16 protein-coding genes are annotated in these 26,429 nt (G+C 58.0%); 14 read left to right on the forward strand and 2 right to left on the reverse strand.

The genetic code is table 11. From position 1 onward, the window contains the following. Positions 1-29 precede the first annotated feature (29 nt). On the reverse strand, positions 30-953 hold the full coding sequence (locus OWK27_RS20540; RefSeq protein ID WP_267591108.1) for a LysR family transcriptional regulator: 924 nt from the start codon (positions 951-953) through the stop codon (positions 30-32). Positions 954-1,061: 108 nt separating this feature from the next. On the opposite strand from OWK27_RS20540, the gene OWK27_RS20545 reads away from it, so the two are divergent. The 3 genes from OWK27_RS20545 (at position 1,062) to OWK27_RS20555 (ending at position 3,415) form a co-directional block, all read left to right on the forward strand. Then, positions 1,062-1,667, forward strand: a complete 606-nt coding sequence (locus tag OWK27_RS20545) for an NADPH-dependent F420 reductase (RefSeq protein WP_267591109.1) — start codon at positions 1,062-1,064, stop codon at positions 1,665-1,667. A gap of 18 nt (positions 1,668-1,685) precedes the next feature. Next, entirely contained in the window at positions 1,686-2,567 is an 882-nt protein-coding gene (locus tag OWK27_RS20550; RefSeq protein WP_267591110.1) for a helix-turn-helix domain-containing protein, read from the forward strand. Between the two features lie 101 nt (positions 2,568-2,668). After that, positions 2,669-3,415, forward strand: coding sequence for an SDR family oxidoreductase (locus OWK27_RS20555; RefSeq protein WP_176678690.1), 747 nt, complete (start codon positions 2,669-2,671; stop codon positions 3,413-3,415). 39 nt (positions 3,416-3,454) lie between these two features. On the opposite strand, the gene OWK27_RS20560 is transcribed toward OWK27_RS20555, so the two are convergent. Next, positions 3,455-4,177, reverse strand: a complete 723-nt coding sequence (locus OWK27_RS20560) for an SDR family oxidoreductase (protein WP_267591111.1) — start codon at positions 4,175-4,177, stop codon at positions 3,455-3,457. Between the two features lie 98 nt (positions 4,178-4,275). Here OWK27_RS20560 and OWK27_RS20565 point away from each other — a divergent pair, with 98 nt between their 5' ends. The 11 genes from OWK27_RS20565 (at position 4,276) to OWK27_RS20615 (ending at position 26,396) form a co-directional block, all read left to right on the forward strand. Further along, a complete protein-coding gene (locus OWK27_RS20565; protein WP_267591112.1) occupies positions 4,276-5,193 on the forward strand; it encodes a LysR family transcriptional regulator in 918 nt (305 codons plus the stop codon). An 894-nt stretch (positions 5,194-6,087) separates the two neighbouring features. Further along, the gene (locus tag OWK27_RS20570; RefSeq protein WP_267591113.1) at positions 6,088-17,268 is read left to right on the forward strand and encodes a BapA/Bap/LapF family large adhesin; all 11,181 of its coding nucleotides are present in this window, start codon (positions 6,088-6,090) and stop codon (positions 17,266-17,268) included. 80 nt (positions 17,269-17,348) lie between these two features. Continuing rightward, complete coding sequence (locus OWK27_RS20575; RefSeq protein WP_148421427.1) at positions 17,349-18,752, forward strand: TolC family outer membrane protein; 1,404 nt, start codon at positions 17,349-17,351, stop codon at positions 18,750-18,752. Beyond that, positions 18,749-20,941, forward strand: a complete 2,193-nt coding sequence (locus OWK27_RS20580; protein WP_148421425.1) for a type I secretion system permease/ATPase — start codon at positions 18,749-18,751, stop codon at positions 20,939-20,941. The genes OWK27_RS20575 and OWK27_RS20580 overlap by 4 nt, the downstream gene beginning before the upstream one ends. Next, positions 20,922-22,121 (forward strand): HlyD family efflux transporter periplasmic adaptor subunit, encoded by a 1,200-nt coding sequence (locus OWK27_RS20585; RefSeq protein WP_267591114.1) that lies wholly within the window; start codon positions 20,922-20,924, stop codon positions 22,119-22,121. Before OWK27_RS20580 ends, OWK27_RS20585 begins: the two co-directional genes overlap by 20 nt. A gap of 206 nt (positions 22,122-22,327) precedes the next feature. Then, positions 22,328-22,624, forward strand: a complete 297-nt coding sequence (locus OWK27_RS20590) for an Arm DNA-binding domain-containing protein (protein ID WP_242171341.1) — start codon at positions 22,328-22,330, stop codon at positions 22,622-22,624. Continuing rightward, positions 22,625-22,879 (forward strand): hypothetical protein, encoded by a 255-nt coding sequence (locus OWK27_RS20595; protein WP_242171337.1) that lies wholly within the window; start codon positions 22,625-22,627, stop codon positions 22,877-22,879. Between the two features lie 24 nt (positions 22,880-22,903). Next, entirely contained in the window at positions 22,904-23,338 is a 435-nt protein-coding gene (locus tag OWK27_RS20600) for a tyrosine-type recombinase/integrase (protein ID WP_242171329.1), read from the forward strand. Between the two features lie 510 nt (positions 23,339-23,848). Next, positions 23,849-24,526: a hypothetical protein gene (locus tag OWK27_RS20605; RefSeq protein ID WP_267591115.1), complete on the forward strand. Its 678-nt coding sequence runs from the start codon at positions 23,849-23,851 to the stop codon at positions 24,524-24,526. A 21-nt stretch (positions 24,527-24,547) separates the two neighbouring features. After that, on the forward strand, positions 24,548-26,002 hold the full coding sequence (locus tag OWK27_RS20610) for a PAAR domain-containing protein (protein WP_267591116.1): 1,455 nt from the start codon (positions 24,548-24,550) through the stop codon (positions 26,000-26,002). Beyond that, a complete protein-coding gene (locus OWK27_RS20615) occupies positions 25,983-26,396 on the forward strand; it encodes a hypothetical protein (RefSeq protein WP_193356672.1) in 414 nt (137 codons plus the stop codon). The genes OWK27_RS20610 and OWK27_RS20615 overlap by 20 nt, the downstream gene beginning before the upstream one ends. The last annotated feature ends 33 nt before the right edge of the window (positions 26,397-26,429 follow it).

The following is a 26,429-nucleotide window of genomic DNA, read 5'->3' on the forward strand; positions in this document are numbered from 1 at the left end:
ACCAGAAGGGCTCCGCTTGCCTGCGCTGGCTAACCGTCGCTGCTGTTTACCCCCGGCATGCCGGCCTGCATTTTCAGCGCGTTAACGAACCAGCGTCCGGCCGGGCCCGGCGGACGTTCTTCCAGGTGCACCGCCTGCATGGAAAAACCGGGCCCGACGTCGGGCTGCATCTGCACGTTCAGCGTGACCAGTTTTCCCGCCGCGAGATCCTCCTCAACCATCGGCAGCGGCATATAGCCCCAGCCAAGCCCGGCGCGCAGGAAGGCGTGCTTCGCGCCCATATCCGCCAAATGCCATGTCCTTGACGACATAACGCCAAAGCTCCGGCCCGCGGTGAGAGAGGAGCGATCGGCCAGCACAAGCTGGACGTGCTCCTGTAAAAGCGAGCGCAGGATCGGGCCAGACGCGTCAGCCAGCGGGTGCCCCGGGGAGACAACGGCCACCGCGGGCACGCTGAGAAGAAATTCAGCGGTGCAACCCGCCGGGAGGTGCGGCAGCGAGCCGGTTATCGCCACCCGGCAGTGGCCGTCCAGCAAAGGCTGGAGCACCGCCCCCAGCGCCTCCACGTACAAACGCAGCGGCGTGTCGGGAAATGCCTGATGAAACGCCTGCACCGCAGCGATGAGCCGGGCAACGGGAAACATCACATCGACGGATACCGCCAGCTCAGGCTCCAGCCCCTCTGCCAGGGTGCGCGCCTTCGCCTTAAACGCGTCCATCCCGGCCGCGGCCAGGCGTGCCGCTTCCAGCATGGCGACGCCCGCCTCCGTCAGCTTCGGATAACGCCCGGAGCGATCGAATAACGGAAACCCGACCTGCGCCTCAAGGTTCGCCAGCGTCGCGCTGACGACCGACTGCGCGCGCCGCAGCCTGCGCCCGGCGGCGGAAAAACTCCCCTCATCAGCCGCGGCAATAAAGGTGCGCAGCTGATCAACAGACATACCGTCCAGCATGTATCGCTCCGGCAGATGGATTCCATCTAATTATATAGGCTATTCAGATAGGTCAAAGATTACTACTCTCTCTGCACGTTCACTACTCTTCATTGAAGGAAATTCAGCATGAAAACAACAACTGTAGGTATTATCGGCGCTGGCGCTATCGGGCAAGCTTTTGCGGGGCAGCTGGTTAACGCGGGGATAAACGTTATTCTTAGCAACAGCCGCGGACCGGAAAGCCTGGCCGACGTGGTTGAGAGACTGGGCCGCGGGGCACGCGCCGGCACCGTCCGGCAGGCCGCCGAAGCCGATATCGTTTTTGTCAGCACCAACTGGGACAAAACCGAAGCCGCGTTAAGCGGCATCAGCTGGGCGGGGCGTATCCTGATTGACGCCACTAACCCGGTGCTTTTGCCTGGCTACAGGCTGGCTGAGCTGGGCGGGGAAAACTCAAGTCAGGTCGTCACCCGCTGGGCTCCGGGGGCGCGCGTAGTCAAAGCCTTCAACACCCTGCTTGCCGGGGTGCTGGCTCAGGATCCGGCGCAGGCGGGCGGGCGTCGCGTCGTCTTTATCTCCGGAGACCATGCTGATGCGAAGGCGGAGGTCAGCGCGCTGGCCGGGCAGCTGGGTTTCGCAACTATCGATTTAGGCAGCCTGGAGGTTGGCGGTACGCTTCAACAGTTCCCCGGAGGGCCTCTTCCGGCGGTAAACCTGGTTCAACTGGCATAGCAAAGGGCAACGATAAAGATGACGCAGCGTACTTCCGCAGAGACGTTTGAAGAATACCTTCCCGGCAGGCTGCTCAGGGAACATCGGGCGCAATCCTCCCGGGACGTATTCGTGCAAATTCTGGCGCGCAGGCACGAGCAGGAAAACGTCATTATTCCGGCGGTGCCGGAGCCTTTTATCGTCTGGATCCTCTCCGGCCAGGCCGTCGTGGAGGAGCGTTCCCCCGGTGAACCGTGGCTATCTAACCGCGTTAGCGCAGGGGATTTCTTTCTCACGACGGCGGCCTCTCCCACTGAAATGCGGTGGCGCGCCGGGCCAGACGCGCCGTTCGTCGTTATGCATGTTTATATGGGAGTGGCCATGATGCAGGAATACGAGCTGCGGGAAGTCTCCGGCGCGCGCGACGAAACGCTATCCGCCCTGCTGGAGCAGATACGCCAGGAGCTGTATCTGCAAAATCCCCCCAGCGGCCCGTTTATCCAGGGCATCGCGCAGGCACTGGCGGTACACCTGATCCGCACCTACGGCACGCGTACGAAACGACACCGCGGGGGCCTGCAGGCGTTTAAGCTGCACCGGGTCTTCACGGCAATGCGCGAAGGGCTGGCCCAGCCGTTTGACCTGGCACGGCTGGCGACGCTGACCGAGCTTAGCGAATACCACTTCAGCCGCGCCTTCAAACAGTCTACCGGGCTTTCACCTTCCCACTATTTTATCCGGCTACGCATGGAGGAGGCGCGTCGCATGCTGTCGGAAAGCGATGATTCCATTATCAATATTGCGCTGAACGTCGGTTACACCAGCCCCAGCCACTTTGCTGCCGTATTCCTCAGGCATAACGGCGTGACGCCCTCCCACTATCGCCGCGATGCCGTTCGCAGCAAAAGCCCGACAGTTTGAGCAAAAGCCCGCGCGAAGCGACCGCCCGAAAGAGCCATTATTGACCCGTGCTTCAGACGTTCTTTCTGAAGCGTTGAAATTAACTCTTAAGAGGATCGTTTATGGAACTCAAAGGTAAAGTCGCGCTCATCACCGGTGCATCAAGCGGAATCGGGGCCTCCACGGCCAAAAAATTAGCGGAACAGGGCGTCAGGGTTGGTCTCGCCGCCCGCCGTCTGGATCGCCTTCAGGCGCTGGCGTCTGAAATTGAGGCTGCCGGCGGCGAAGCCATGGCGCTGGTCATGGACGTCACTGACCCGGCCTCGGTGAATGAAGGGGTGGCGGCACTGCACAAGCGCTATGGCCATATTGATATCGCCTTTAATAACGCCGGGCTGATGCCGATTTCGGATATCGCCAGCCTCCGGGTTGACGAGTGGCACCGTATGGTCGACGTAAACGTAAAAGGGCTGTTTAACACCGTGGCGGCCGTGCTGCCGGTAATGCAGTCGCAGCGGTCTGGGCATATCATCAATACCTCGTCGATCGCCGGGCGCAAAACCTTCCCCGGGCTTGGCGTATACTGCGCGACGAAGCACGCGGTTGCCGCCTTCTCGGATATTTTGCGAATGGAGCTGGCGCCCCAGTTCAACATTCGCGTCACCTCGCTCCAGCCAGGTGCCGTGGAAAGTGAACTGTTCGAGCATATCAGCGATGAAAACTATCGCGCGCAGATGGAACAGCTGAAGGAGAAGATGACGTTCCTGAAGGCCGACGATATCGCCGACTCAATTCTTTACGTGCTGCAGGCACCGGAACATGTGGACGTGGCGGAGCTGTTTATTATGCCAACCGAACAGCCGTGGTAAGAGGGTAAAGCGGGTCAGGCTGGCGCCTGACCCGCTGCGCTAGTTCGCCGATGCCGTAGGTCTGATGGTGATTTCGGTTGTATCAACGCTCTCAGGCGCCTCGATGATATGGCGCACGGCGCGGGCGATATCAGCCGGCTTAAGGGCAATCGCGCGGTACGCATCCATCGCCGCCATGGTTTCCGCGTGCGTAATGGTTGAGGCCAGTTCACTTTCCACCACCCCAGGGTTGACGCAGGTCACGCGGATGTTCGAGCTTTCCTGGCGTAAACCATCGGAAATGGCCCGCACCGCAAATTTGGTCGCGCAGTAAACGGCGGCCGTGGGCACGACGGACAAGGCGCCAATCGAGCCGATATTGATAATCTGCCCCGCGTTCTGGGCTTCCATAATCGGCAGCACCGCGCCAATTCCCCACAGCACGCCCTTGATATTCACGTCAATGGTGCGCTCCCACTCATCCTGCTTGCCCGCCGCGAGCGGGGAAAGAGGCATAATGCCCGCGTTGTTAATAAGCACGTCAATGCGGCCCCACTTTTCCCGTGCTGCCTGAACGAAGGCGGCCATCGACTGGCGGCTGGTCACGTCCAATACCTGAGCCTCTGCCTCCCCTCCTGCGCTGCGGATTTCATCGGCCAGGGCGCGAATGCGATCCAGCCTGCGCGCTCCCAGAAAAACCTTCGCGCCCGCCTTGCCCAGCTCTCTGGCAATACCTTCTCCGATACCGCTTGATGCACCGGTAATTAAGATGACTTTGTTCATGGTGTGCTCCTTCAGTTGAGTTCAGAGTGATAATAGATACGCACCATTGTTTCTTGTATCCTGCCTTTACTGGACTCACTGGTTAGCGATATTAAACAATGAAAATCGATCTGAATTTATTACCGCTTTTTCTGGCGGTCGCCGAGGAGCGCAGCTTCAGCGCTGCCGCCGGGCGGCTGGGCATCACCCGCTCCGCCGTCAGCCAGGGAATCAGACGTCTTGAAGACGGGCTTCAAACCCTGCTGGTGATGCGCACAACGCGCTCGGTAAGCCTCACCGAAGCGGGCGAACGGCTGCGTAACGCGCTGCAGGGGCCCATCGCCAATATTGAGGCGGCCTATGACGATGCGGTGTCGGACAGCACGCCGCGCGGTCAGCTCAGGATCGCGGTCACCTCAATTGCGGAAGCGTTTCTTTCCGGCCCGCTGCTCGCATCGTTTGCGGCAGCGCATCCTGAGGTCTCGCTTGATATCTTCGTGTCGGACGAGGAGTTCGATATCGTGGCGGCGGGATACGACGCCGGGGTGAGGCTGGGCGAGGTGATTGAAAAAGACATGATTGCCGTTCCCCTAACGGGGCAGCAGCGTGAACGGGTGGTGGCCTCCCCCTCCTATCTGGCGACGCGCGGCGCGCCCGAACACCCCCGCGAGCTGGTTGCGCACCGGTGCATCGGGTGGCGCCCTTCCCCGGACGTTGCCCCCTATCGCTGGGAGTTTGAGGAGGCTGGCGTGCCGTTCGATGTGGCGATTGAGCCGCAGATCGCCACTAACGATCTGCGCCTTATGCTCAGCCTCGCGCTGGCCGGCGGCGGCATAACCTTTGCCACGGAGGACACCTTCACGCCGTATCTCGAATCAGGACAGCTGGTTTCCCTGCTGGATGCGTACCTTCCCTCTTTTCCCGGCTTTTATCTCTATTTCCCCCAGCGTCACAATATGGCCCCCAAGCTCAGGGCCCTGATCGAGCACATCCGCCAGTGGCGACAGGCCCCTGCCGCGCCCCCTGCTCTGCGGTAGGACGGATCGCACCCCGGCATGCAGATTTTCCCTAATCTACCGCCTCCCTTTGATGAGCATCAACGACAGCACGTCGTTACCGTGGAAAATGAAAACGGACGCGATGGCCAGGACTTCACTCAAGGATGGAACCTTAAAAATGTACAGACCCATAGTCGTTATCCTCTTTATTCTTTTGACATTAGCCGCCCTCATTGAAATCGGCATCATCCCTTTCGGTTAAGACCTGATACTTCATAAAGGCCACGCCTGCGGCCTTTTATTTGTTAAATGTGATAAAGAAATAATTTATTTTTGAGTAGCAGAATTTTACCCGCGTGTAAAAATATATTTTATAAATGAGAACGTTTATAATATATCATACAGTAGATATTTTACCCTAACTTAAATCGCTATTAAGCACTCATTAACCCTAACCTGAATTATATATTTACCGCACATTTTTCATAATATTTTCGCCACGCCAGCACCGTTTTAAAGGTTGCACCTCTTACGCAAAACCCCTTTTACGCCGCGCCCTTTTAGCTAACGAAATATATTCATGCTATTGATTAATTCCCCCTGCAATCGCAGCGCAGGGTTTACGGTTACTTAATTTGCTTATTCAGACATTTATAGCTATATCATTTTCATAACGAAATAAACCCATACCTGCACAAATAATAAGGCTTACACATCGCAAATATATAAATAAACAACAGTTTCTTGAGTAAATAATTAGCTTCGCCCTGATGTTGCCACTTTTAATACTGGCGGGCATCGTTCGCGCTAAAGAAAGTAACGGTAAATCCTGTTTATTTAACAGTATTTTCGCCGGGAGCGCGCTCATCCCTTCAGAAACGATGGCCTTAATTGACACGCCGTAACCAATAACTCTGCTGGAGTAATAACTGTATGAGCCAAATATCTGTTATATCTAAATTAACTGGCGTGGAAACGACCACGGAAGGGACACAGATAACACTCGATAATTCCTCAATCGTTAAGCTTAACGTGGATCGAGCCGACATCGCAGATTACTCCCGCAGCGGAAACGATCTGGTGATTACCCTGCAATCGGGCGAAGTGATCACCCTGAAGAATTTTTTCGTCACGGATGCGCAGGGCGTGAGCCAGCTGGTGCTCCAGGAAAGCGACGGTGCGCTGTGGTGGATTGACGATCCAACCGGTGCCGCTACCTATGAATCCATCGCCTCCACGGACGCGTTGCTGGCGGCATCCGGGAGCGACGCGGGCGGCGCAGCCGTATGGCCATGGGTGCTGGGCGGCCTGGCCGCCGCAGGCGGGATCGCCATTGCGGCAGGCTCCGGCGGCGGAGGCGGCGGGGACGACGATGACGATAACCCGAACCCCGGCAATCCGGGTCCGGGCAACCCTACCGAACCTGACACCACGCCACCGGACGCGCCAACCAACCTGCAATTCTCCCCGGACGGCAAAACCGTTACCGGCAGCGCCGAGCCTGGCAGTACCATCACGCTGAAGGATGCCGATGGCAACACGGTCGGGACAGGCAAGGCGGGCAGCGACGGGAAATTTACCATTGAGCTCGGTACGCCGCTCACCAACGGCGAAAAGATTACCGCCATCGCCACCGATCCGTCCGGAAACGCCAGCCAGGGAGGTCAGGTGACCGCGCCGGATCTGACCGCACCGGATGCGCCGGAGATCGTCACCGTTACCGACAGCGTGGGTACCGAAGCGGGCCCGCTGAGCAACGGACAGCGTACCGACGATGCACGCCCGACGTTCAGCGGTATCAGTGAAGCCGGTACCGTCATTACCTTCTACGACAACGGCAAACCGATCGGCACCGTCACGGCCGACGCCAGCGGGAAATGGAGCTTTACCCCAGCAACCAACCTGGCTGAAGGCAGCCACTCGATTACCACCACCGCAACCGATGCCGCAGGCAATATCAGCTCGCCGTCCACGGCGGTGACCTTCGTGGTTGATACGGTCGCGCCGGGCGCCCCGGCTATCACCGGCATTACCGATGATGTTGCGCCCAATACCGGCACGCTCGGGAGCGGAAGCACCACCAACGACCCGCGTCCACAGCTTACTGGCACGGCAGAAGCCGGCTCTACGATCACCATCTATGACAACGGCGTTGCCATTGGTACGGCTGTCGTCGGCAGCAACGGAAGCTGGAGCTTTACGCCGTCGGTGAACCTGAGCGAAGGCAGCCACCAGCTGACCGTGCGCGCCACCGACGTGGCCGGAAACACCGGTCCGGCTTCTCCGGCCTTTACCGTGACGGTGGACGTCACCACTCCGGCAGCGCCGACAGGATTTATCGTTAACGACGATACCGGGGGGCTGAAAGGCGCGATTACCGCCGGGCAGTTTACCGACGAGTCGCAGCCCCGGCTGACGGGCAGAGGGGAACCCGGCAGCACCATCACGATTTACGATAACGGCGTTGCCATCGGCAGCACCACCGTTCTGCCTGACGGCACGTGGAGCATCACGCCAGCCGCTCCGCTGGCGGAGGGGCCACACTCGATCACCCTGCGCGAAACCGATGCGGCAGGAAACCAGAGCGGCATGTCTCAGCCGCTCAACTTCACCGTCGATCTCACGCCGCCTCCGCTGCCCGCAGCGACGATCAATTCCGCAGGCACGCAAATCACCGGTACCGCCGAGCCGGGCAGTAAAATCGTTATCACCAACAACAGTGGGCTGAAAATCGGCGAAGCTACCGCCGACAGCAACGGCAACTACGTCGCCAACCTGAACCCTGCGCAAACCAACGGCGAGATTATTTCCGTGGTCGCGTCCGATGCCGCAGGCAACCAGAGCCAGCCGGCAGTGGTTAACGCGGCGGATATCACCGCGCCTGCCGCGCCGGGCAACCTTGTGGTGGCAGAAAACGGTGGAAGCGTCAGCGGCACCGCCGAGCCAAACAGCACCATTACGATCAGGGCGCCGGACGGTACCATCATCGGCGAAGCCACCGCGGGGCCGGACGGCACCTTCACCATCCCGATTTCCCCACCGCAGACCAACGGCGAAGCCCTTGAGGTGACGGCTACCGACGGCAGCGGCAACACCAGCCCGTCTGGCTATGCCGACGCGCCGGATACCACCGATCCGCTGGCTCCGGAAAACGTGGTGATTTCTCCAGACGGCACGACGGTAACCGGTACCGCCGAGCCGGGCAGCACCGTCACCATCCGTGAAAACGGCGTGAAGGTCGGTGAAGCGGTCGCGGACGATGAGGGTAATTTCAGCGTTGACCTGATCCCGCCGAAAGCCAACGGCGAAGCGCTGACCGCGGATGCCACTGACGCCGCAGGCAACACCGGCCCGACCGCGCCGTTTGACGCGCCGGATATCACCGCGGCACAAACCCCGGTTATCACCGGCGTGGTGGATGATGCGCCCGGCGTCACCGGCTCCGTCAGCCAGAACGGTCTCACCAACGACAAAACCCCAACCATTAACGGAACGGGCGAGCCCGGCACCACGATCACCCTCTACAGCGGCACCGCTGAGATTGGCACCGCGGTGGTTGGGCCTGACGGCCAGTGGTCCATCACGCTGGAAGCGGATCTTCCCGACGGCGGGCACGTTCTGACGGCGACGGCGGTTGACGCCAACAATAACCTCAGCGGGACGTCAAACACCTGGAGCATCACGGTGGATACCTCCGCTCCGGCCGTCCCGGCAATTACCCAGGTCATTGATGACGTGCCGGACCGCACCGGGCCGCTGGACACCAATGGCACCACCAACGACACGCTCCCAACCCTGAGCGGAACCGGCGAGCCGGGCACCACCGTGACGATCCGCCTGGACGGACAGGATATCGGTACCGCTTCCGTTAACAGCGCCGGGGCATGGACCTTCACCCCAGACGAGCCATTAGAAGACGGTCAGCACACCTTCACCGTCATCGCGAGCGATGCGGCAGGCAACGCCAGCGCATCGTCCGGAGGCTTTACCCTTACCGTTGACACCACCCCGCCGCCGGCAGCCACGATTGGTGCCGTCTCCGACAACGTCGGTCCCGTGCAGCTTCCGCTCAACAGCGGAGACACCACCGACGACACCCTGCCGCAGCTGCAGGGCACCGCGCCGGAAGGCACCACCATCACTATTTACGACGGTACAACCCTGCTCGGCACGGCCGTGCTTGACGGCAGCGGCGGCTGGAGCTTTACGCCCACCACGCCGCTGACGGACGGCCCGCATTCGCTGACGGTTCACGCCACCGATGCGGCGGGAAACACCACCATATCTCCACCGTTTGAGCTGGCGATTGACACCACCGCGCCCGCGACGCCGGGCATTCCTGACATCACCGTTAACCCGGACGGCAGCTCCCCAGGCACGGCCCTGAACCCGGGTGAAACCACCCGCGACACCACGCCGACCCTGAGCGGCTCGGGTACGCCGGGGGATACGGTGAACATTTACGATGGCGGCACCAAAATTGGTGAAGCAGAGATCGATGCCGACGGGAACTGGAGCTGGACGCCGGACGATCCGCTCCCTGACGGCACCTACGATCTCTCCCTGACGGTGACCAATCAGGACAGCGCGGGTAACGAAAGCGCCCCGTCCACGCCGGTAACCATCACCATTGACAGCGACGCGCCTGCCGCACCGGGCGTTCCGGTAGTGACGGACAGCGTGAGCCAGATCACCGGCCCGGTGGCCGATGGCGGCTCCACCAACGATCCGCGTCCGGTCCTTAGCGGCACCGGCACGCCGAACGACGTGATCACCATCTATGACCAGGTGGGCACCGGCGAGCCGCAGGCCGTAGGCAGCGTTACTGTAGACGGTAACGGCAACTGGACCTGGCGTCCTGACGCCAACGTTGGTGAAGGGACGCACGAATACACGGCCACCGCTACCGATGAGGCGGGTAACGAATCGGCTCCATCGGCAGGCATTTCGATTACGGTGGATACCGTCGCGGCGGATACCCCGACCATCAGCGCCATCGGCGGCGCGCAGAACGGCGGCTCCATCAGCGACACCACGCCGACCATGGGCGGCACCGGCACCAGCGGTGAGACGGTAATCGTCTACAACAACGGCGTGGAGGTGGCGCGCGTTCCGATCGTTGATGGTGCATGGACTTACACCTTATCAGCGCAGACCGACGGCCCGCTGAACATCACCGTGGCGGCGGTAGACGGTGCGGGCAACCTCAGCCCAACCAGCCCGCTCTTTACGGTGACGGTCGATACGCAGGCACCGACCGTGCCGCAAATTGACGCGGTGGCCGACAGCCAGCTGACGGATAACGTTCTCTATACCCGCGACGGCACGCCTACCCTTACCGGGATTGGCGAGCCGGGATCAACCGTAACGGTTTCCGTGGACGGCGCACCGTCGCCGGTTGTCGTGGTGGTTCAGCCGGACGGGACATGGTCCTGGACCGCAGACCCCGCGCTGGCGGACGGGGCGCACACCTTCTCGGTTGCCGCGAGCGACGCGGCGGGGAATACTTCCGCCAGCTCCGGCGATCTCAGCGTGACGGTGGATACCCAGGCTCCGGCAGCGCCAGAGAACATCGCCATTGCCGCGCAGGGCACGCCGCTGACCGGTGAGGCGGAAGATGGCGTGACGGTGACGGTTCGTGACGCTAACGGCAATATCATCGGGACCGGGGTCGCGACGGGAGGTAACTTCTCCATCGCCCTCTCCCCGGCCCAGCTGGATACGACCACACTTGAGATCACCGCCACGGACGCGGCAGGCAATGAAGGCCCGACAACCACCTTTGACGTACCGGACTCCCCGCTTATTCTGCCAGCGGTGCCGGTGATTACGGCGATCAACGACGACGTCGATCCGGTCACTGGGAATGTGAAGGACAAAACCACTAACGATACCCAGCCAATCCTTACCGGCACCGCCGATCCGGGTAGCGTCATCGCCATTTATCAGGATGGGGTGCTGGTTCCGCTGACCAGCGTTGTTGCGGATGCAGACGGTAACTGGAGCTACACGCCGCTGCTGCCGCTCGCGGAAGGCTCACACACCTTTGAAGTGACCGCCACGAATATCACCACCGGCGCCACCAGCGGCCGCTCGCCGGTCGCCTCCGTCACCGTCGACCTCACCGATCCAACCGCGCCAGCCATCGGCGCGGTGACCGATGACGTCGGTCCCGTCACCGGTCCGGTCGGCGACGGGCAGAGCACCAACGACAATCGCCCTACCCTTACCGGCACGGGCACCGCCGGGGACACCATTACGGTATACAGCAACGGCAACCCGCTGGGCACCGTCCTCGTAGGGCCGACCGGCACCTGGAGCTATACGCCGCCAGCGCTGGATGACGGCAGCCACACGCTCACCGTGACGGCCACCGATCCGGCCGGCAACGAGAGCGCAGCGTCGGCGGGCATCACCATCGTCGTCGATACCGTTTCCACCACGCCGGTGATCGCCAGCGTGACGGATAACGCCGGCAATGCCGCAACGCCTGTCCCAAGCGGCGATCCGACCAACGACGCCACGCCAACCCTGACCGGTACCGCAGAGCCGAACAGCGTCGTCGCCATTTTTGACGGCACCACGCAGATTGGCACCGTGGCAGCGGACGGAACCGGGGCCTGGACATTTACCCCAGAAACCGCACTCGGCGAAGGAACGCATAGCTTTACCGTCAGAGCGACCGATCCGCAGGGCAACGTCAGCCAGCCGTCCAACGCCTGGAGCGTCGAAATCGATCTTACCGCGCCACAAGTGCCGACGATCGCTACGGTCAGCGACAACGCCCCGGGTGGCGTAACCGGCCCGCTTACCGCCGGACAGGTCACCAATGACGCCACGCCAACCCTCAGCGGTACCGGCCAGGCGGGTACCACCATTCACGTGCTGAACAACGGCGTGGAGATTGGTACCGCCACGGTTGACGGCAGCGGCAACTGGACCTTTACGCCGGATCCGATCCTCCCGGACGGGACTTACAGCCTGCGCGTCAACGCCAGCGATGACGTTGGAAACGTGTCTGCCAACTCGCCGGTATTCGCCTTTACGGTCGATACCACCGGCCCGGCGGCACCGGCCGTGGCCTCGGTGATTGACGACGCCGCGCCGGGTACCGGAACCATCGTCACCGACGGCTCCACGAACGATACCCGTCCTACCTTCACCGGCACCGGCGAAGTGGGCTCAACGGTACACGTGATTGTCGATGATGTGGAAATCGGCACGGCGGTGGTCAACGCCCAGGGCACCTGGACCTTTACGCCGACCACCGAACTGGGCGAAGGGCCGCACGCCATTACCTTTAACGCCACCGATGCTGCAGGCAATACCGGGCCAACATCGCCAGCGTTCAACCTGACGGTGGATACGTCAGTGCCCGAGGCGCCGGCCTTTACCCCGGCCACCGACGATGTCGGTACCGTGCTGGGCCCGGTCGCCTCCGGGCAGAGCACGGACGACACCACGCCAACGCTGAACGGCACCGCGGCGGCCAACGCGACCATCACCATTTATGAAAGCGGTCGTGAAGTGGGTACCGCCGTGGCGGACGCAAACGGCGTCTGGAGCTTTACCCCCGGCACGCTGGCAAACGGCAGCCACACCTGGACCGCCACGGCAACCGACGCCGCGGGCAACGTCAGCCCTGCCTCACCGGGCTTCACGCTGGTTGTGGATACCGCCGCGCCCGTCGCGCCTGTTATCACCCAGGCAATTGACGATGTCGGTACCGTCACGGGAGCGATCGGTGCCGGGCAGGCCACGAACGATACCCAGCCTCGACTGGTGGGAACCAGCGAACCGCTGGCAACGGTGAATATCTATGAGGGCACCACGCTGGTAGGCACCGGTACGGCCGATGCCAACGGCAACTGGACCGTCGATATCACCGCGCCGCTGGGCGACGGGCCACACACCTTTACCGCAGAAGTAACGGACCAGGCGGGCAACACCAGCGATCCGTCCGCCAGCTTCAGCCTGACCGTTGATACCGCGCCGCCTGCGCTGCCGGTGCTGATCAGCATTACCGATGACGTCGGTAATAACGCAACGCCGATCGCCAGCGGCGGATTAACCAACGATGCCCGACCAACGCTGACCGGCACGGCGGAAGCCGGGGCGACGATAACCATCTTTGACAATGGCGTACAGATTGGCACCGCTGTCGCCACCGGCGGCGCGTGGACGTTCACGCCGTCGACGCCGCTGGCTGACGGTCCGCATAACCTGACCTTCTCCGCCACCGACGCGGTGGGCAACGCCAGCGCGCAGACCGGGGGGTACACCATCAACGTGGACGCCACGGCTCCTGTCGCACCGGCCATCACCTCGATTGTGGATGATGTGGGCAGCATCACCGGCCCGGTAACCGGCACCAACCCAACCAACGACGCGCGTCCGACGCTAAACGGTACGGCGGAAGCCAATTCCACCGTGCGCATTTACGACGGCACGACGCTGATTGGAACGGTGACCGCCGACGCCAACGGCAGCTGGACGCTGCCGCAGACCACGGTACTGGCCCAAGGACCACATAACCTCACCGTGACCGCCACCGACGCCGCGGGCAATACCAGCGCGCCGTCGCCGGTTATTACGCTGAACGTCGACCTGACGCCACCACCTGCGCCAGCCGGTCTGGCGGTGATCGCCAACGGTACGCTGGTTACCGGTACGGCGGAAGCTGGCAGTACCGTCACCATCACCACCAGCACCGGAACGGTGCTCGGTACGGCCGTCGCGGACGGTAGCGGAAGCTTCAGCGCCACCATCAATCCGCCGCAAAACGGCGGGGAGTCGCTGATTGTCTATGCGACGGATAAGGCCGGGAACGCGGGCGTAACGACCTCGGTGATTGCGCCGATCACGACCATCCCGGACGCCCCGGTTATCGCCACCATCAACGATAACGTCGGCACGGTTACCGGCAACCTGACCAACGGTAAAACCACCGACGACACTACGCCAACCCTGAGCGGCACGGCGCAGCCGAACGCGACCATCACCCTGTACAACAACGGGGTAGTGATGGGTACGGTCACCGCGGACGTCAACGGTAGCTGGAGCTTCACCACGCCAGCGCTGAGTGAAGGCCCGCATGCCTTCACCGCCACGGCGGGCAACGGTTCAGGCACCAGCCCGATCTCAACCCCGACCACCGTCATTGTCGATCTCACTGCGCCAGCGGCCCCGACCGGGACCTTCAACGCGGACGGCAGCGTCCTGACCGGCAGCGCCGAAGCGGGCAGCACCGTCACCATCCGCCTGGCGGACAATTCAACGGTCACCGCCACGGCGGACGGCAACGGTACCTGGAGCTACACCTTCCTCAATAAACAGACGGAAGGTCAGACGCTGCAGATCACCGCTACCGATCCGGCAGGCAACGTCTCGCTGCCGGGCTCAGCCCTGGCGCCGATCGTGCCGCTGTCGGCCAGCACCAACGTCGAAGAGCTGGCGCTCACCACCACCGCCACGGTGACCAATTCGCAGTACAGCGACTACGGTTTCCTGCTGGTGGGTGCGGTGGGTAACGTGCTGACGCTGCTCGGCAACGACACCGCGCAGGTTGGTTTCACCGTTGGCAGCGGCGGCAGCGCGGATATTGCCGTGAACGCCAACGCCACGGGTGCCGTGCTCTCCCTGCTCAATACCCTTGAGCTGGTGGTGCAGCGCTTCGACGCCGCCAACAATACCTGGACCACCGTGGTCGATACCGGGCAGCCGCAGTTCGCTGACCTGCTGACCCTCGGCGCCACGGGCGTATCGCTGAACCTGGCCGGGCTGGCGAACGGCCAGTATCGCGTTCTCAGCTATAACACCAACCTGCTGGCAACCGGCTCCTACACCAGCCTCGACGTGGCGGTGAAGGAGACCAGCGCGGGCACCGTGTCCGGCGATACCAGCCTTGCCGGTAACGTGATCACCGACGTGGATCCGACCGCAGGCAGCGACAATGCCCCGGCGGGCACCACCGTCACCGCGGTCACCAACGCCCAGGGCACCACCACCAGCGTCACGGCTGACGGCACGGTGATTCAGGGGCTGTACGGTACGCTGACCATCAACCTGGACGGCAGCTATACCTACAACCTGACCAACACCAGCGCCGCGGTCATTGGCCGCACGGAGAACTTCACCTACACCATCACCCATAACGGCACCAGCGCCTCGGCAAATCTGGTGCTCTCCTTGGGCGACGGAACCACCAGCAGCAGCATCGTGGCCGTGGACGATACCGCCTCGCTGACCTTCGATACCACCGTGGAGGCCATCAACAACGGCGCGTCCTCGCAGGGCGGATTTACCCTGGTGGGCATCAACCTTGGCAATACGCTCGGGCTGAACCTGCTGGACGATCTGGCTAACCCGATCATCTACACCGTCGAGGAAGGCACCACCCGCACCATGACCGTTCAGGCGTCCGTTGGCGGCGTGGCGCTGGCCTCGGTGTTCGACCTCTACATCTATAAGTTCAACAATGCGACGCAGACCTTCGAGCAGATGCGCGTTGAACCGGGCTGGCTGCGCGCGCCGCTGCTGGGCGGGACCTCACCGCAGCTGACGCTGAATCTGCCGGCGGGCGAGTACCTGTTCCTGCTGAATACGGCGGCGGGGATCACCGCGCTGACGGCCTACACGCTCAACGTGCTGCAGGATCATGTCTACAGCGTGGCAAGCGTGAGCGAGACCACCACCGGGGACGTGCTGTCGGATGATGTTGCGCCAGCAGGCACCCTGGTCACGCAGGTTAACGGCGTGGCGGTGAACGGCAGCGGCCTGACGCAGATTACCGGCGAGTACGGTACGCTGAGCATCAACGCCGCCGGGGAGTACACCTATACCCTGAAGAGCGGCGTCGGCGCTGACCAAATCAGCACGCCGGATACCTTCGTCTACACCATCACCGCGCCTGACGGTTCGAAAGACACGGCATCGCTGAACATCACCCCAACCGCGCGCCCAATGGACGCGGTGAACGATGTCAGCTCGGTGATGGACGTGAACTCGGTGCACCGCACCGCCGCGTACTCGGATACCACGGTGGGGTCGGCGAGCTGGAACGCCGCGCTGCTCTCCTCAACGCAGGGTAGCGGCACCGGTACCTTTGTGGTGGATGCCAATACCGCGCTGCACAACGTGGTTCTGACGTTTAACGTCGCCTCGCTGCTGTCGCTTGGCGGATTAACGGTTGACTGGACGCTGACCAACGGCACCACCACCATCCGAAACGGCTCGTTCAACGGCGGGCTGCTGCTGGGCGGCAGGGCCACCATCAACCTGACGGGTCTCGACCTGGAAGCGGGAACCTATACCCTGAACTACACCGGCAAAATGGGGCCGCTGGCGGCAGGAAATATCACCATCACCCCAAGCGTGACCGGCACCAGCTATTCGCTGTCGCAGTTCGACGCCACGGGCACCCACACCGTTGACGGCAATATCTTTGACGGTACCGGCTCCGCGGGCGCGATGGACCAGCTGCACTCGGTGGATACCCGCGTGAGCATTACCGGCTACGACGGCGTTACCACAACGCTCGATCCGTACAGCGGCAGCACGCAGGTCAACATCACGGGCCACTACGGCACGCTGGCGATTGCCGCCGACGGCAGTTACACCTACACGCTCAACCCGGGGGTATCGTTCTCGTCCATCACCAGCAAGGAGGTCTTTAACTACACCCTGACCGACGCCAACGGCACCAAAGATACCGCGTCGCTGACCATCAACATGGCGCCGAAATTTGTCAGTTCGGAGCATAACGATCTGATTAGCGGCACGGCCTACGGCGACACCCTGATTTATCAGGTGTTGAACAATACGGCGGGTAACGCGACGGGGGGCAACATCACCAGCGCCGGAGGCGACCACTGGACGAACTTCTCCCTGGCGCAGGGAGACAAGATCGACATTGGCGATCTGCTGGTGGGCTGGAACGGTAGCGCGTCGACGCTTGGGAACTATGTCTCTGTTTCACAAAGCGGTGGCAATACTGTGATCTCCATCGACCGTGACGGCACGGGAGCCGCCTACACTAAATCTACGCTCGTTACGCTTGATAACGTTCAGACCACCTACGACGAGCTTGTTAACCAACAACACATCATTACCTGATAGCACGTGCAGTAAATGACCCGGGCGCGCAGCGCCCGGGCATAAACAATAAAGCAGTACTCTTTTATTAGGGACAAGACATGGGAAAGAAGATGCCTTACTGGTGGCTCTCGTGCTGCCTGATATCTGTGCCCGCTATCGCGGCAAATCCTGCGGCGATGATTAATACCGGACAATTAAGCGAAACGCAGGAACTCCCCTCGTTAAATGGCCGCGTGGCGCCCGTTGCCAGCAAAGCCGCCCCCGGCACGCTACGGCTGGACGACGCCGTTAACCGCGCCGTGAGCTGGCATCCTGCCATCAGTGAAGCCGTCGGCAAACTCTATCAACAGAGCGAAAACGTGGACGTCGCTAAATCGAAATACTATCCGCAGATTAACGCCGGCATGGATAACGGCTATACCCACGACGGTGACGACAACGGCTTTACCCCGTCGCTGGTGCTTTCCCTTTCGCAAATGCTCTACGACTTCGGCAAAGTCGCAAGCCAGGTGCGCGCCGAAAACGCGGGCGTCGCCCAGCAGCAGGCCAACGTGCTGGTGAGCATCGACACCATCGCCCACGATACCGCCATCGCCATGGTGCAGGTTCAGACCTGGCAGCAGATGGTGGGTACCGCCAAAGAGCAGCTGGATGCCCTGACCTCCATCGGCTCGCTGACGAAGCTGCGCAATGACGAAGGGGCCACGTCGCTCTCGGACGTCGTGCAGACCGATGCCCGTATCGAAGGCGCGCGCGCGCAGCTGATGCAGTATCAGGCCAGCCTCGACAGCTCTCGCGCCACGCTGATGAGCATGCTGGGCTGGGACAGCCTGAACGCGGTCAGCAATGAATTTCCGCAAAGCCTGGCCCGCAGCTGCGATATCGCCGAGCCGGACGATCGCCTGGTGCCCTCGGTTTTAGCGGCCTGGGCGCAGGCCAACGTCGCGCAGGCCAATCTCGACTATGCCAACGCGCAGATGACCCCTACCGTCTCGCTGGAGCCGGAAGTCCGCCACTATCTTAACGACCGCTACTCCGGCAACGAAACGCGGGACCGCACCCAGTACTCCGCGTGGGTAAAAGTGCAGATGCCGCTCTATCAGGGCGGCGGCCTCACCGCCCGGCGCAACGCTGCCGGACACGCGGTTGAATCGGCCCAGTCCGCCATCCAGCGCACGCGTCTCGACGTGCGGCAAAAGCTGCTTGAGGCGCGCAGCCAGGTGATGAGCCTGATGAGCACGCTACAGATCCAGGGACGTCAGGAAGCGCTCAGCGCCCGCACCCGCGAGCTGTATCAGCAGCAGTATCTCGATCTCGGCTCCCGTCCGCTGCTCGACGTGCTCAACGCCGAGCAGGAGGTTTATCAGGCGCGCTTCACCCAGCAGCAAACCGCCGGACAGCTGCATCAGCTTCAGCTGAACTGCCTCTACCAGACCGGGCGTCTGCGTCACGCGTTCGATCTTGAAAACCGCACCATCCAGACCGTGGAGATCCAGCCATGAAGCAACGCGATATCCCGCAGGGTGAAAACATGACGGATGAGGCGCTGGAGCAGTGGGCGCAGGCGTTTGGCTACGTGGCGACACGCTATCGCGTTGCCTGCTCGCCGGGCTCGCTGATCGCGGGCGCGCCGTGGCTGAAGGGCAAACCGATGGTCCCCGCGCTGACCCAGCTCGCCCGCGAAGCCGGGCTGACGTTTCAGCTGCTGACGGCCGATCAGCAGTCTATTAACAGCTGGCGGCTGCCGGTGGTGGTGGAGCTGAGCGACGGAAAGATCGGCGTGATCGATAATTTCGACGGCGAAGACACGCTTGAGGTCAGCTTCTTCGACGACAAAATGCACACCAACCGCCTGTCGATGAGCGCGATGTTGCCCGCCATCCGCCACGTTATTGCCCTGCGGCCGCTGGCGGCGCTGAAGGACAGCCGCGTGGATGCCTACATCTCAAAATACCGCCCGGACTGGCTCTACCGGCTGGTGATGCGCGACCTGCGCCCCTACAGCTGGGTAATGCTGGCGGCGCTGTTTATCAACGTGCTTTCCCTTTCGGGAATTGTGTTTTCCATGCAGGTATATGACCGGGTGATCCCCGCCCAGTCCTACCCGACGCTCTACGTGCTGACCATCGGGGTGCTGATCGCCACGCTGTTTGGCTTTGTGCTGCGCGTCGCGCGCGGGCACATTATGGATCTGCTGGGCAAACGCTCGGATCTGCGCGTGTCGGATCGCGTGTTCGGCCATGCGCTACGGCTGCGCCACAGCGCCATTCCGCGATCCACCGGCAGCTTTATCTCCCAGCTGCGCGAGCTGGAGCAGATCCGCGAGATGGTCACCTCCTCCACCATCTCCACCATCGTCGATCTGCCGTTCTTTATCCTGTTTGTGATAGTGCTTGCGATCATCGCGCCGCAGCTGGCGTGGATCGCCCCGGTGGCGGCGGTGATCATGGTCCTGCCCGGCCTGCTGCTGCAGAAGAAGCTGGCGGAGCTGGCGAAGCAGTCGGCGCATGAATCGACCCTGCGCAACGCGGTGCTGGTGGAGAGCGTGCAGGGGCTGGAGGACATCAAGCTGATGCAGGCGGAAAACCGCTTTTTGCAGCAGTGGAACAGCTATATCCAGATCACCGCGGAATCCGGCCTGCGCACCCGCGAGCTGACGCAGAACCTGATCAGCTGGGGGATGACGATTCAGAGCCTGGTCTACGCCGGGGTGATCGTGGTAGGTGCCCCGATGGTCATCGACGGGACCTTAACCACCGGTTCGGTGGTGGCCGCCTCGATGCTGGCCTCGCGAATGATCGCCCCGATGGCGACGCTGTGCGGCGTGCTGGCCCGCTGGCAGCAGGTCAAGGCTGCCAAAGAGGGGCTGGATAGCATTATGCAGCTGCCGACGGAGAACCAGCGCGAAGAGACGCCGATCCGTCAGGACGTGCTGCGCGGCCACTATCTTTTCGAGCAGGCGCAGTTCCGCTATCACCCTGAAGATCCGCGTATGGCGCTGCGCATTAACCGCCTGGAGATCAGGCCGGGCGAGAAAGTGGCGATCCTCGGGCGTAACGGCGCGGGCAAATCCACCCTGCTCCAGGCGATGGCGGGCGGCATGGATCTGGCCGGCGGCGAGCTGCGGCTGGATAACCTCAGCCTGCCGCATCTGGACGTGGCGGACGTGCGGCGAAACGTCGGCTTTATGACCCAGAACGCGCGGCTGTTTTACGGCACCCTGCGCGAGAACATCACGCTCGGGATGCCGCGCGCCACCGATGAAGAGATCTTCGAGGTGCTGGAGATGTGCGGCGCGGCCAGCTTTGTACAGAAGCTGCCGAAGGGGCTGGATTACCCGATTATGGAGAACGGCGTGGGGCTGTCCGGCGGACAGCGGCAGTCCATTCTGCTGGCGCGAATGCTGCTGCGCGATCCGAATATCGTGCTGATGGATGAACCGACCGCCTCCCTGGATGAACACACCGAGCGGGAGTTTATTCAGCGTCTCGGAGCCTGGCTCGGCAACCGCACGCTGGTGGTTGCAACCCACCGCGTGCCGGTGCTGGATCTGGTAGAGCGCGTGGTCGTGCTCAAAGACGGGATGCTGGTGATGGATGCGCCAAAAGCGCAGGCGCTGAACAACAGCCGAATGCAGCAACAGCAGCAGGCAACCGGACGGGAGTGGAAAAATGAAAATCAGTCAGCGTGACGTTGCCGCAGTGGACGATCTGGATAACGCGCTCGACTCCGAAAGCGGGTATACGGGCGCCCGGCGCATTGTTTTTTTCTCCCTGCTGATGTTTGTGGCGCTGGGCGTCTGGGCGTGGTTCGGGGTGCTGGACGAAGTCTCAACCGGGACCGGTAAAGTGATCCCCAGCTCGCGCGAGCAGGTGCTGCAGTCCCTGGACGGGGGGATCCTCACCGAGCTGAACGTGCACGAAGGCGATCAGGTGCAGGCCGGACAGGTGCTGGCGCGGCTTGATCCAACCCGCTCGGAATCCAACGTTGGCGAAAGCGCGGCGCGCTACCGCGCGTCGCTGGCCTCCAGCGCCCGTCTGTACGCTGAGGTGAACGATCTGCCGCTGAAGTTCCCGCCTTCGCTGGAGAAATGGACCGACCTGACCGCCGCCGAAACGCGGCTCTACAACTCGCGGCGCGCGCAGCTGGAGGACACGCAGCGTGAGCTGCGCTCCGCCCTGGCGCTCGCCAATAAGGAGCTGGCGATCACCCAGCGGCTGGTGAAAACCGGGGCTGCCAGCCACGTGGAAGTGCTGCGCCTGCAGCGCCAGAAAAGCGACCTGGAGCTGAAGCTCACCGACGTGCGTTCCCAGTATTACGTGCAGGCCCGGGAAGCGCTGTCGAAGGCCAACGCCGAGGTGGATATGGTGTCGGCGATCCTGAAAGGCCGCGAGGATTCCGTCACCCGCCTGACGGTGAAATCCCCGGTGCGCGGGATCGTGAAAAACATCAAAGTCACCACCATCGGCGGCGTAATCCCGCCTAACGGCGAGCTGATGGAGATTGTGCCGGTGGACGATCACCTGCTGATTGAAACCCGCCTTTCGCCGCGCGATATCGCCTTTATCCATCCTAATCAGGAGGCGCTGGTGAAGATCACCGCCTACGATTACGCCATTTACGGCGGGCTGCACGGGGTGGTGGAGACCATTTCGCCGGACACCATTCAGGACGAAGCCAAGCCCGAGGTGTTCTATTATCGGGTGTTTATTCGTACCAGCCAGGATTATCTGGTGAACAAGGCCGGCAGGCACTTCTCGATTGTCCCGGGGATGATCGCGACGGTAGATATTAAGACCGGGGAGAAAACGGTGCTGGACTATCTGATTAAGCCGTTTAACAGGGCGAAGGAGGCGCTGAGAGAGCGGTAGTCAAACACCGGGTGGCGGCTACGCTCCCTCTCCCTGTGGGAGAGGAATATTCAAAATCACCGACCATAATTTAATCGCAAAATCATTATAAGTTAATGATTAACAAGTAAATTTAACAGTTGTGCAATTCCAAGTGAATGCATACGATTTCAACGTAACAGTACCCACAACAACACCCGCTGTTATGCAAATTGTATGCACCACTTATGCAAAAGGAGAAAGCAACGATACGGTTAAATGATAGTGCGATCGGCGGACTACGCGCAAAAAATTCAGCTTACTATGTTTTCCGTGACGACGGTACAAGGGGAGCCGGACGGTTAGGTATCAAAATTTTCCCTTCAGGACGTAAATCTTTCGTTTATCGTTTTCAGGCTGGCGGCAAACGTAAGTTTAAAACCCTGGGAGACTGGCCTCATTTCACGCTCGAACAGGCGACACAACGTTATGCTGAACTGGCAGGTATGGCGCACCAGGCGCGTTCTGACGCAATGGGTAAATAAATGCGCACCGGAGCACTGCGCGAACTGTTCAGCGCTTTCATTGCGTTTAAATCGCGCTCAGGCCATCGCAGTACAATCGGTCAGTATGGCGCACCCTTAGAACAGTTAATCAAACTAAAGCTGTTTACTGGCGACGAAATAGCAAATGAAATTACATCTGTGCAGATCACACGCTGCATACAGCACTGGACAAAGCAAGATTTTATGTTCAGAGCAAAGGAAGTAAGAAATAAACTTCATGCGCTGTATGAGTAGGGTGTTGTAGCTGATAACGATCCCATGAGCGATTCAGTTTCTAACGGGATGCAGTTTCAGATTTCTCAAAATCCTGTCCGGAATGTTCATAATTTCAAAGCGGGAACACCCGGAGAGCGTTATCTCGATTTTAAAGAATTGCAAAATTTGTTAACCCTACTTGCAAATGAAAAATACGTACTGCCAACGGATGTGCATGCTTTAATTGAGCTGGGTATCTATACATGTGGGCAGCGTCCATTTGAGTTATGTCACTTACAAAAAAGCAGGTTTAACCTGGAACAAAATAAAATTGTTCTGGCTAAAGAACTCTCAAAAACAGGGTTCGGAACAATTATATTTGTATGTGACAAAGCAAAACAAATTCTGGACGAACAAGCGTCGCGATATCCAGAAAGTGATTACTTGTTTCCTAATGTTAACTATGAAGAACAACTGAAGATATACAACAAAAATTAAGGGAAGTTCCGTTATCAGTATTGAAAAGCCAACAGTTGGCCTTAATAGTAATGCATGGAATAAGCATATTAATGATTTTACCAGAAGGCATTTTGACAAACCATTCACGATGCGAGATTTACGCCGTACATTTAAAACTCTGTCTGGCATGCTGCATTTTACTGAAAAGGAACGTGACATTGTAAACCAGTATGTAAACAAAAAAAATCAGTAAAGAACATTATTATTAATATGATTATCTCATTGAGAAACGCGAAACAACTGAAAAATGGGTAATGGCTATAAGTTTATTATTATCAGTTGACGGGCTTAGAGAAATTGAAAAGATAGTCGAGAACCAAAAATCTCTCTGAATCATTTGCGTGATGATTATTAATGGAACACCAATTTATGGCCTGAATTTTAATGAAAAAATCCAAGCTTTTTTTATTGTTAGTGTGATCGTTACCACATTATTAAATAATGGAAATGTGTGACGCTCAGCTTTTAATGAAAGGAGATGAATCACGCATGTATTTTTTTCAGGAAGATAAAACCATCCATCAATATATATGCCAACATAAATTATGGGTCCTTGGACGTGTTGTTGATTTATATAACAGAAATACAAATAAACAAGAACAAATGTTAGAGCCTCTCTGGAGGAAATACCATGAAGGATTGGAAGGGATCATGGTGTTTTGTTCCAGAATAGAAGCGGCAATATACAGCATTCATCTGGATAAAACATTCAGAGAAAAATGGTTGGTTTATTCTTTGAATGAGTTGAATATTAAAGAAATGATGATTCATAATCAGAGAGTTAAAAACACTGATGATTATAATATATTACTTAGTGCAGGTTTTTGGGCAAATAAAGATAATCAATTACTTTATTCGGGTTATCACCTCGCACAGGTTACAATTCCGATAACCTATAATACCAATGCTGTAGCAAATGGAGAAGGCCATGCGATATTAAGAATACCTTCAAGCGTCGTTGACTACTTTGAAAAATACTGGAAAGCAAGATTTGCAAATTTCAAAGATTATACTGAATTGCACTCAAGCTCGAATAGTAAAATCATTATGGAGCAAGCCTTAATTGCATATAATAATTTAAATTTATCGGAATCTAACAGCATAGACGATTGTCAATATATTACCACTTGGAAAAAAAATGGATTTTCAATAATCCAGCAAATTTAACTTTAATTAAGTGAGAGCATTATGGGTACTGGATATTTTTTAGTGCGTGGTGATAAAACCACTTGTGGTGGTAGTATTATAGAAGGATGTGATACTCATTCTATACATGGCCAGGCTACAGCACGGAAGGGTGATAAGTATATTTGTGGTGCGGATAAAAAAGTTTATCATATCGCAGGAGGTATCCCCAATTATTTTATATATGGTGTTCAGGCAGCCGGAACTGCACATAGCAAGGGAACGTGTCCCTGCAAATGCTATTTTATAAACTCTTTTAGTGATTGCATTTACGGATTTGAATCTGAAGCTATTAAAAGTTCTGTGAGTGCTACCCGGCTCACTTCCCCGGTACACTCAAAATCATCACCAGCACCAAAACCTGTTGCCCCAGTTACAGAACCTGCTGAAGCGCCTACAGTACGGCAGGAGGAGCGTGAACCCGCAGACGCAGGGTTTTGCGTACTGCCCTATGGCGCGACTCCCTCATCTTATGAACCGTATCTTTTCACTACGCCGCCAGCGGGAGCACGAGAACTCTATTCTCAACTGAATCCAGAAATGAAGAAAAAGCCTGGCTCAATATTAATCGTGGTCGATCCTGAAAAGCAGGAACCAGAACAGGTTGAGACGCTACAGCGAGCAAGAGACAGAATTGATGCTGCATTAGAACCTTTGACTGTTCAGGAAGCAAAGTTATTGCATGATAATAGAGGGGCTGTAGATGCATTTTCATATCAGCTTTTTGCCGATAATTTAGGTAAAGCTGGCGATGGATTAGGCTATATCAGTGAAATAGGAAAAAGTTATTACGAAGAAATCAAAAGAATTTTAGTAGAAATTGAGGATTTATATAAAAATACTTACAACCGCAATAACGGTGTTATTTCAGGTCAAGAGTTTTTTGGTCAACGAGCAAGATTGTTCAAACAACTAGATCTGGTTTTAACTAAATTTTCCAAATCACAGTTAAATTTAGGTGAATATCAGAGTATTAAAAGAGCATTAGGCTTATCAACTAGCTCTATAATGCACCGCTGGGATAGAACAGGCGTTGATAACATAGAAGGATATGCGTCATATATTGAAAAATCAGCCAAACTTATGAAGATAATGAAAACTGTTGGCTATGTAGGAATAGGTTTAGATTTTGCAAGTTACACTTCAAATGTCTATGATGCATGTTCTAAGGGGCGTGAGAGTGAATGTCGTAAAGCAGCTATTACTGAATATAGTAAATTTGGGTTTAAGCAAATTGGAAGTGCTGCTGTTGGTGGTGCAAGTGGATGGGCTGCCCGCGGAGCTTGTATGTGGATCTTGGGGATAGCAACTTCTGAGGTAGGTGCAGTAGGCGCTGGCCTATGTTTAATTACAGGGGTTGGAGCTTCGATGGGAGCAGCTAAACTAGTTGAAGGAGGAGCTGAAGATTTAGGTAAATCTTTTGGAGGGGAAATTCTTTATGAAAAACTTTTTAAATAACAATCCACATTTTATTGTTTTTCTAGTGGCATTTTCTATGTTTGGCATGTTATTAATCATGATAATTTCATTTATTAATAAGATAGCCTACAGGAAAATCGTTTCGCTTTATACTGACAAATATTCACGATTGCCAATAACAGCAGCATTAGCAAAAGAGGCAAGTTTAATAGCAACGCCAGGTGCATATTTTGCAAAGATCGGATTTATTATGGAAACATTAATGTTACCATATAATAAAATTTCTAATCATGATATGACAAAAGAGCAATATGATTACATTAATAGTTTGCCAAAAAAATTGACTATTGGTTTTAAAATAGAAGCAGTATTATGGATTATTTCCATACCAGCAATGATAGTAGGTTTTACTTTACATGCAATTTATAATTAAAAAAAGGGACTCAATAGAGTCCCTTTTAATTGT

Origin of the sequence: Enterobacter cloacae complex sp. 2022EL-00788 (assembly GCF_026627565.1) — a bacterium.
Lineage (GTDB): Bacteria > Pseudomonadota > Gammaproteobacteria > Enterobacterales > Enterobacteriaceae > Enterobacter > Enterobacter pasteurii.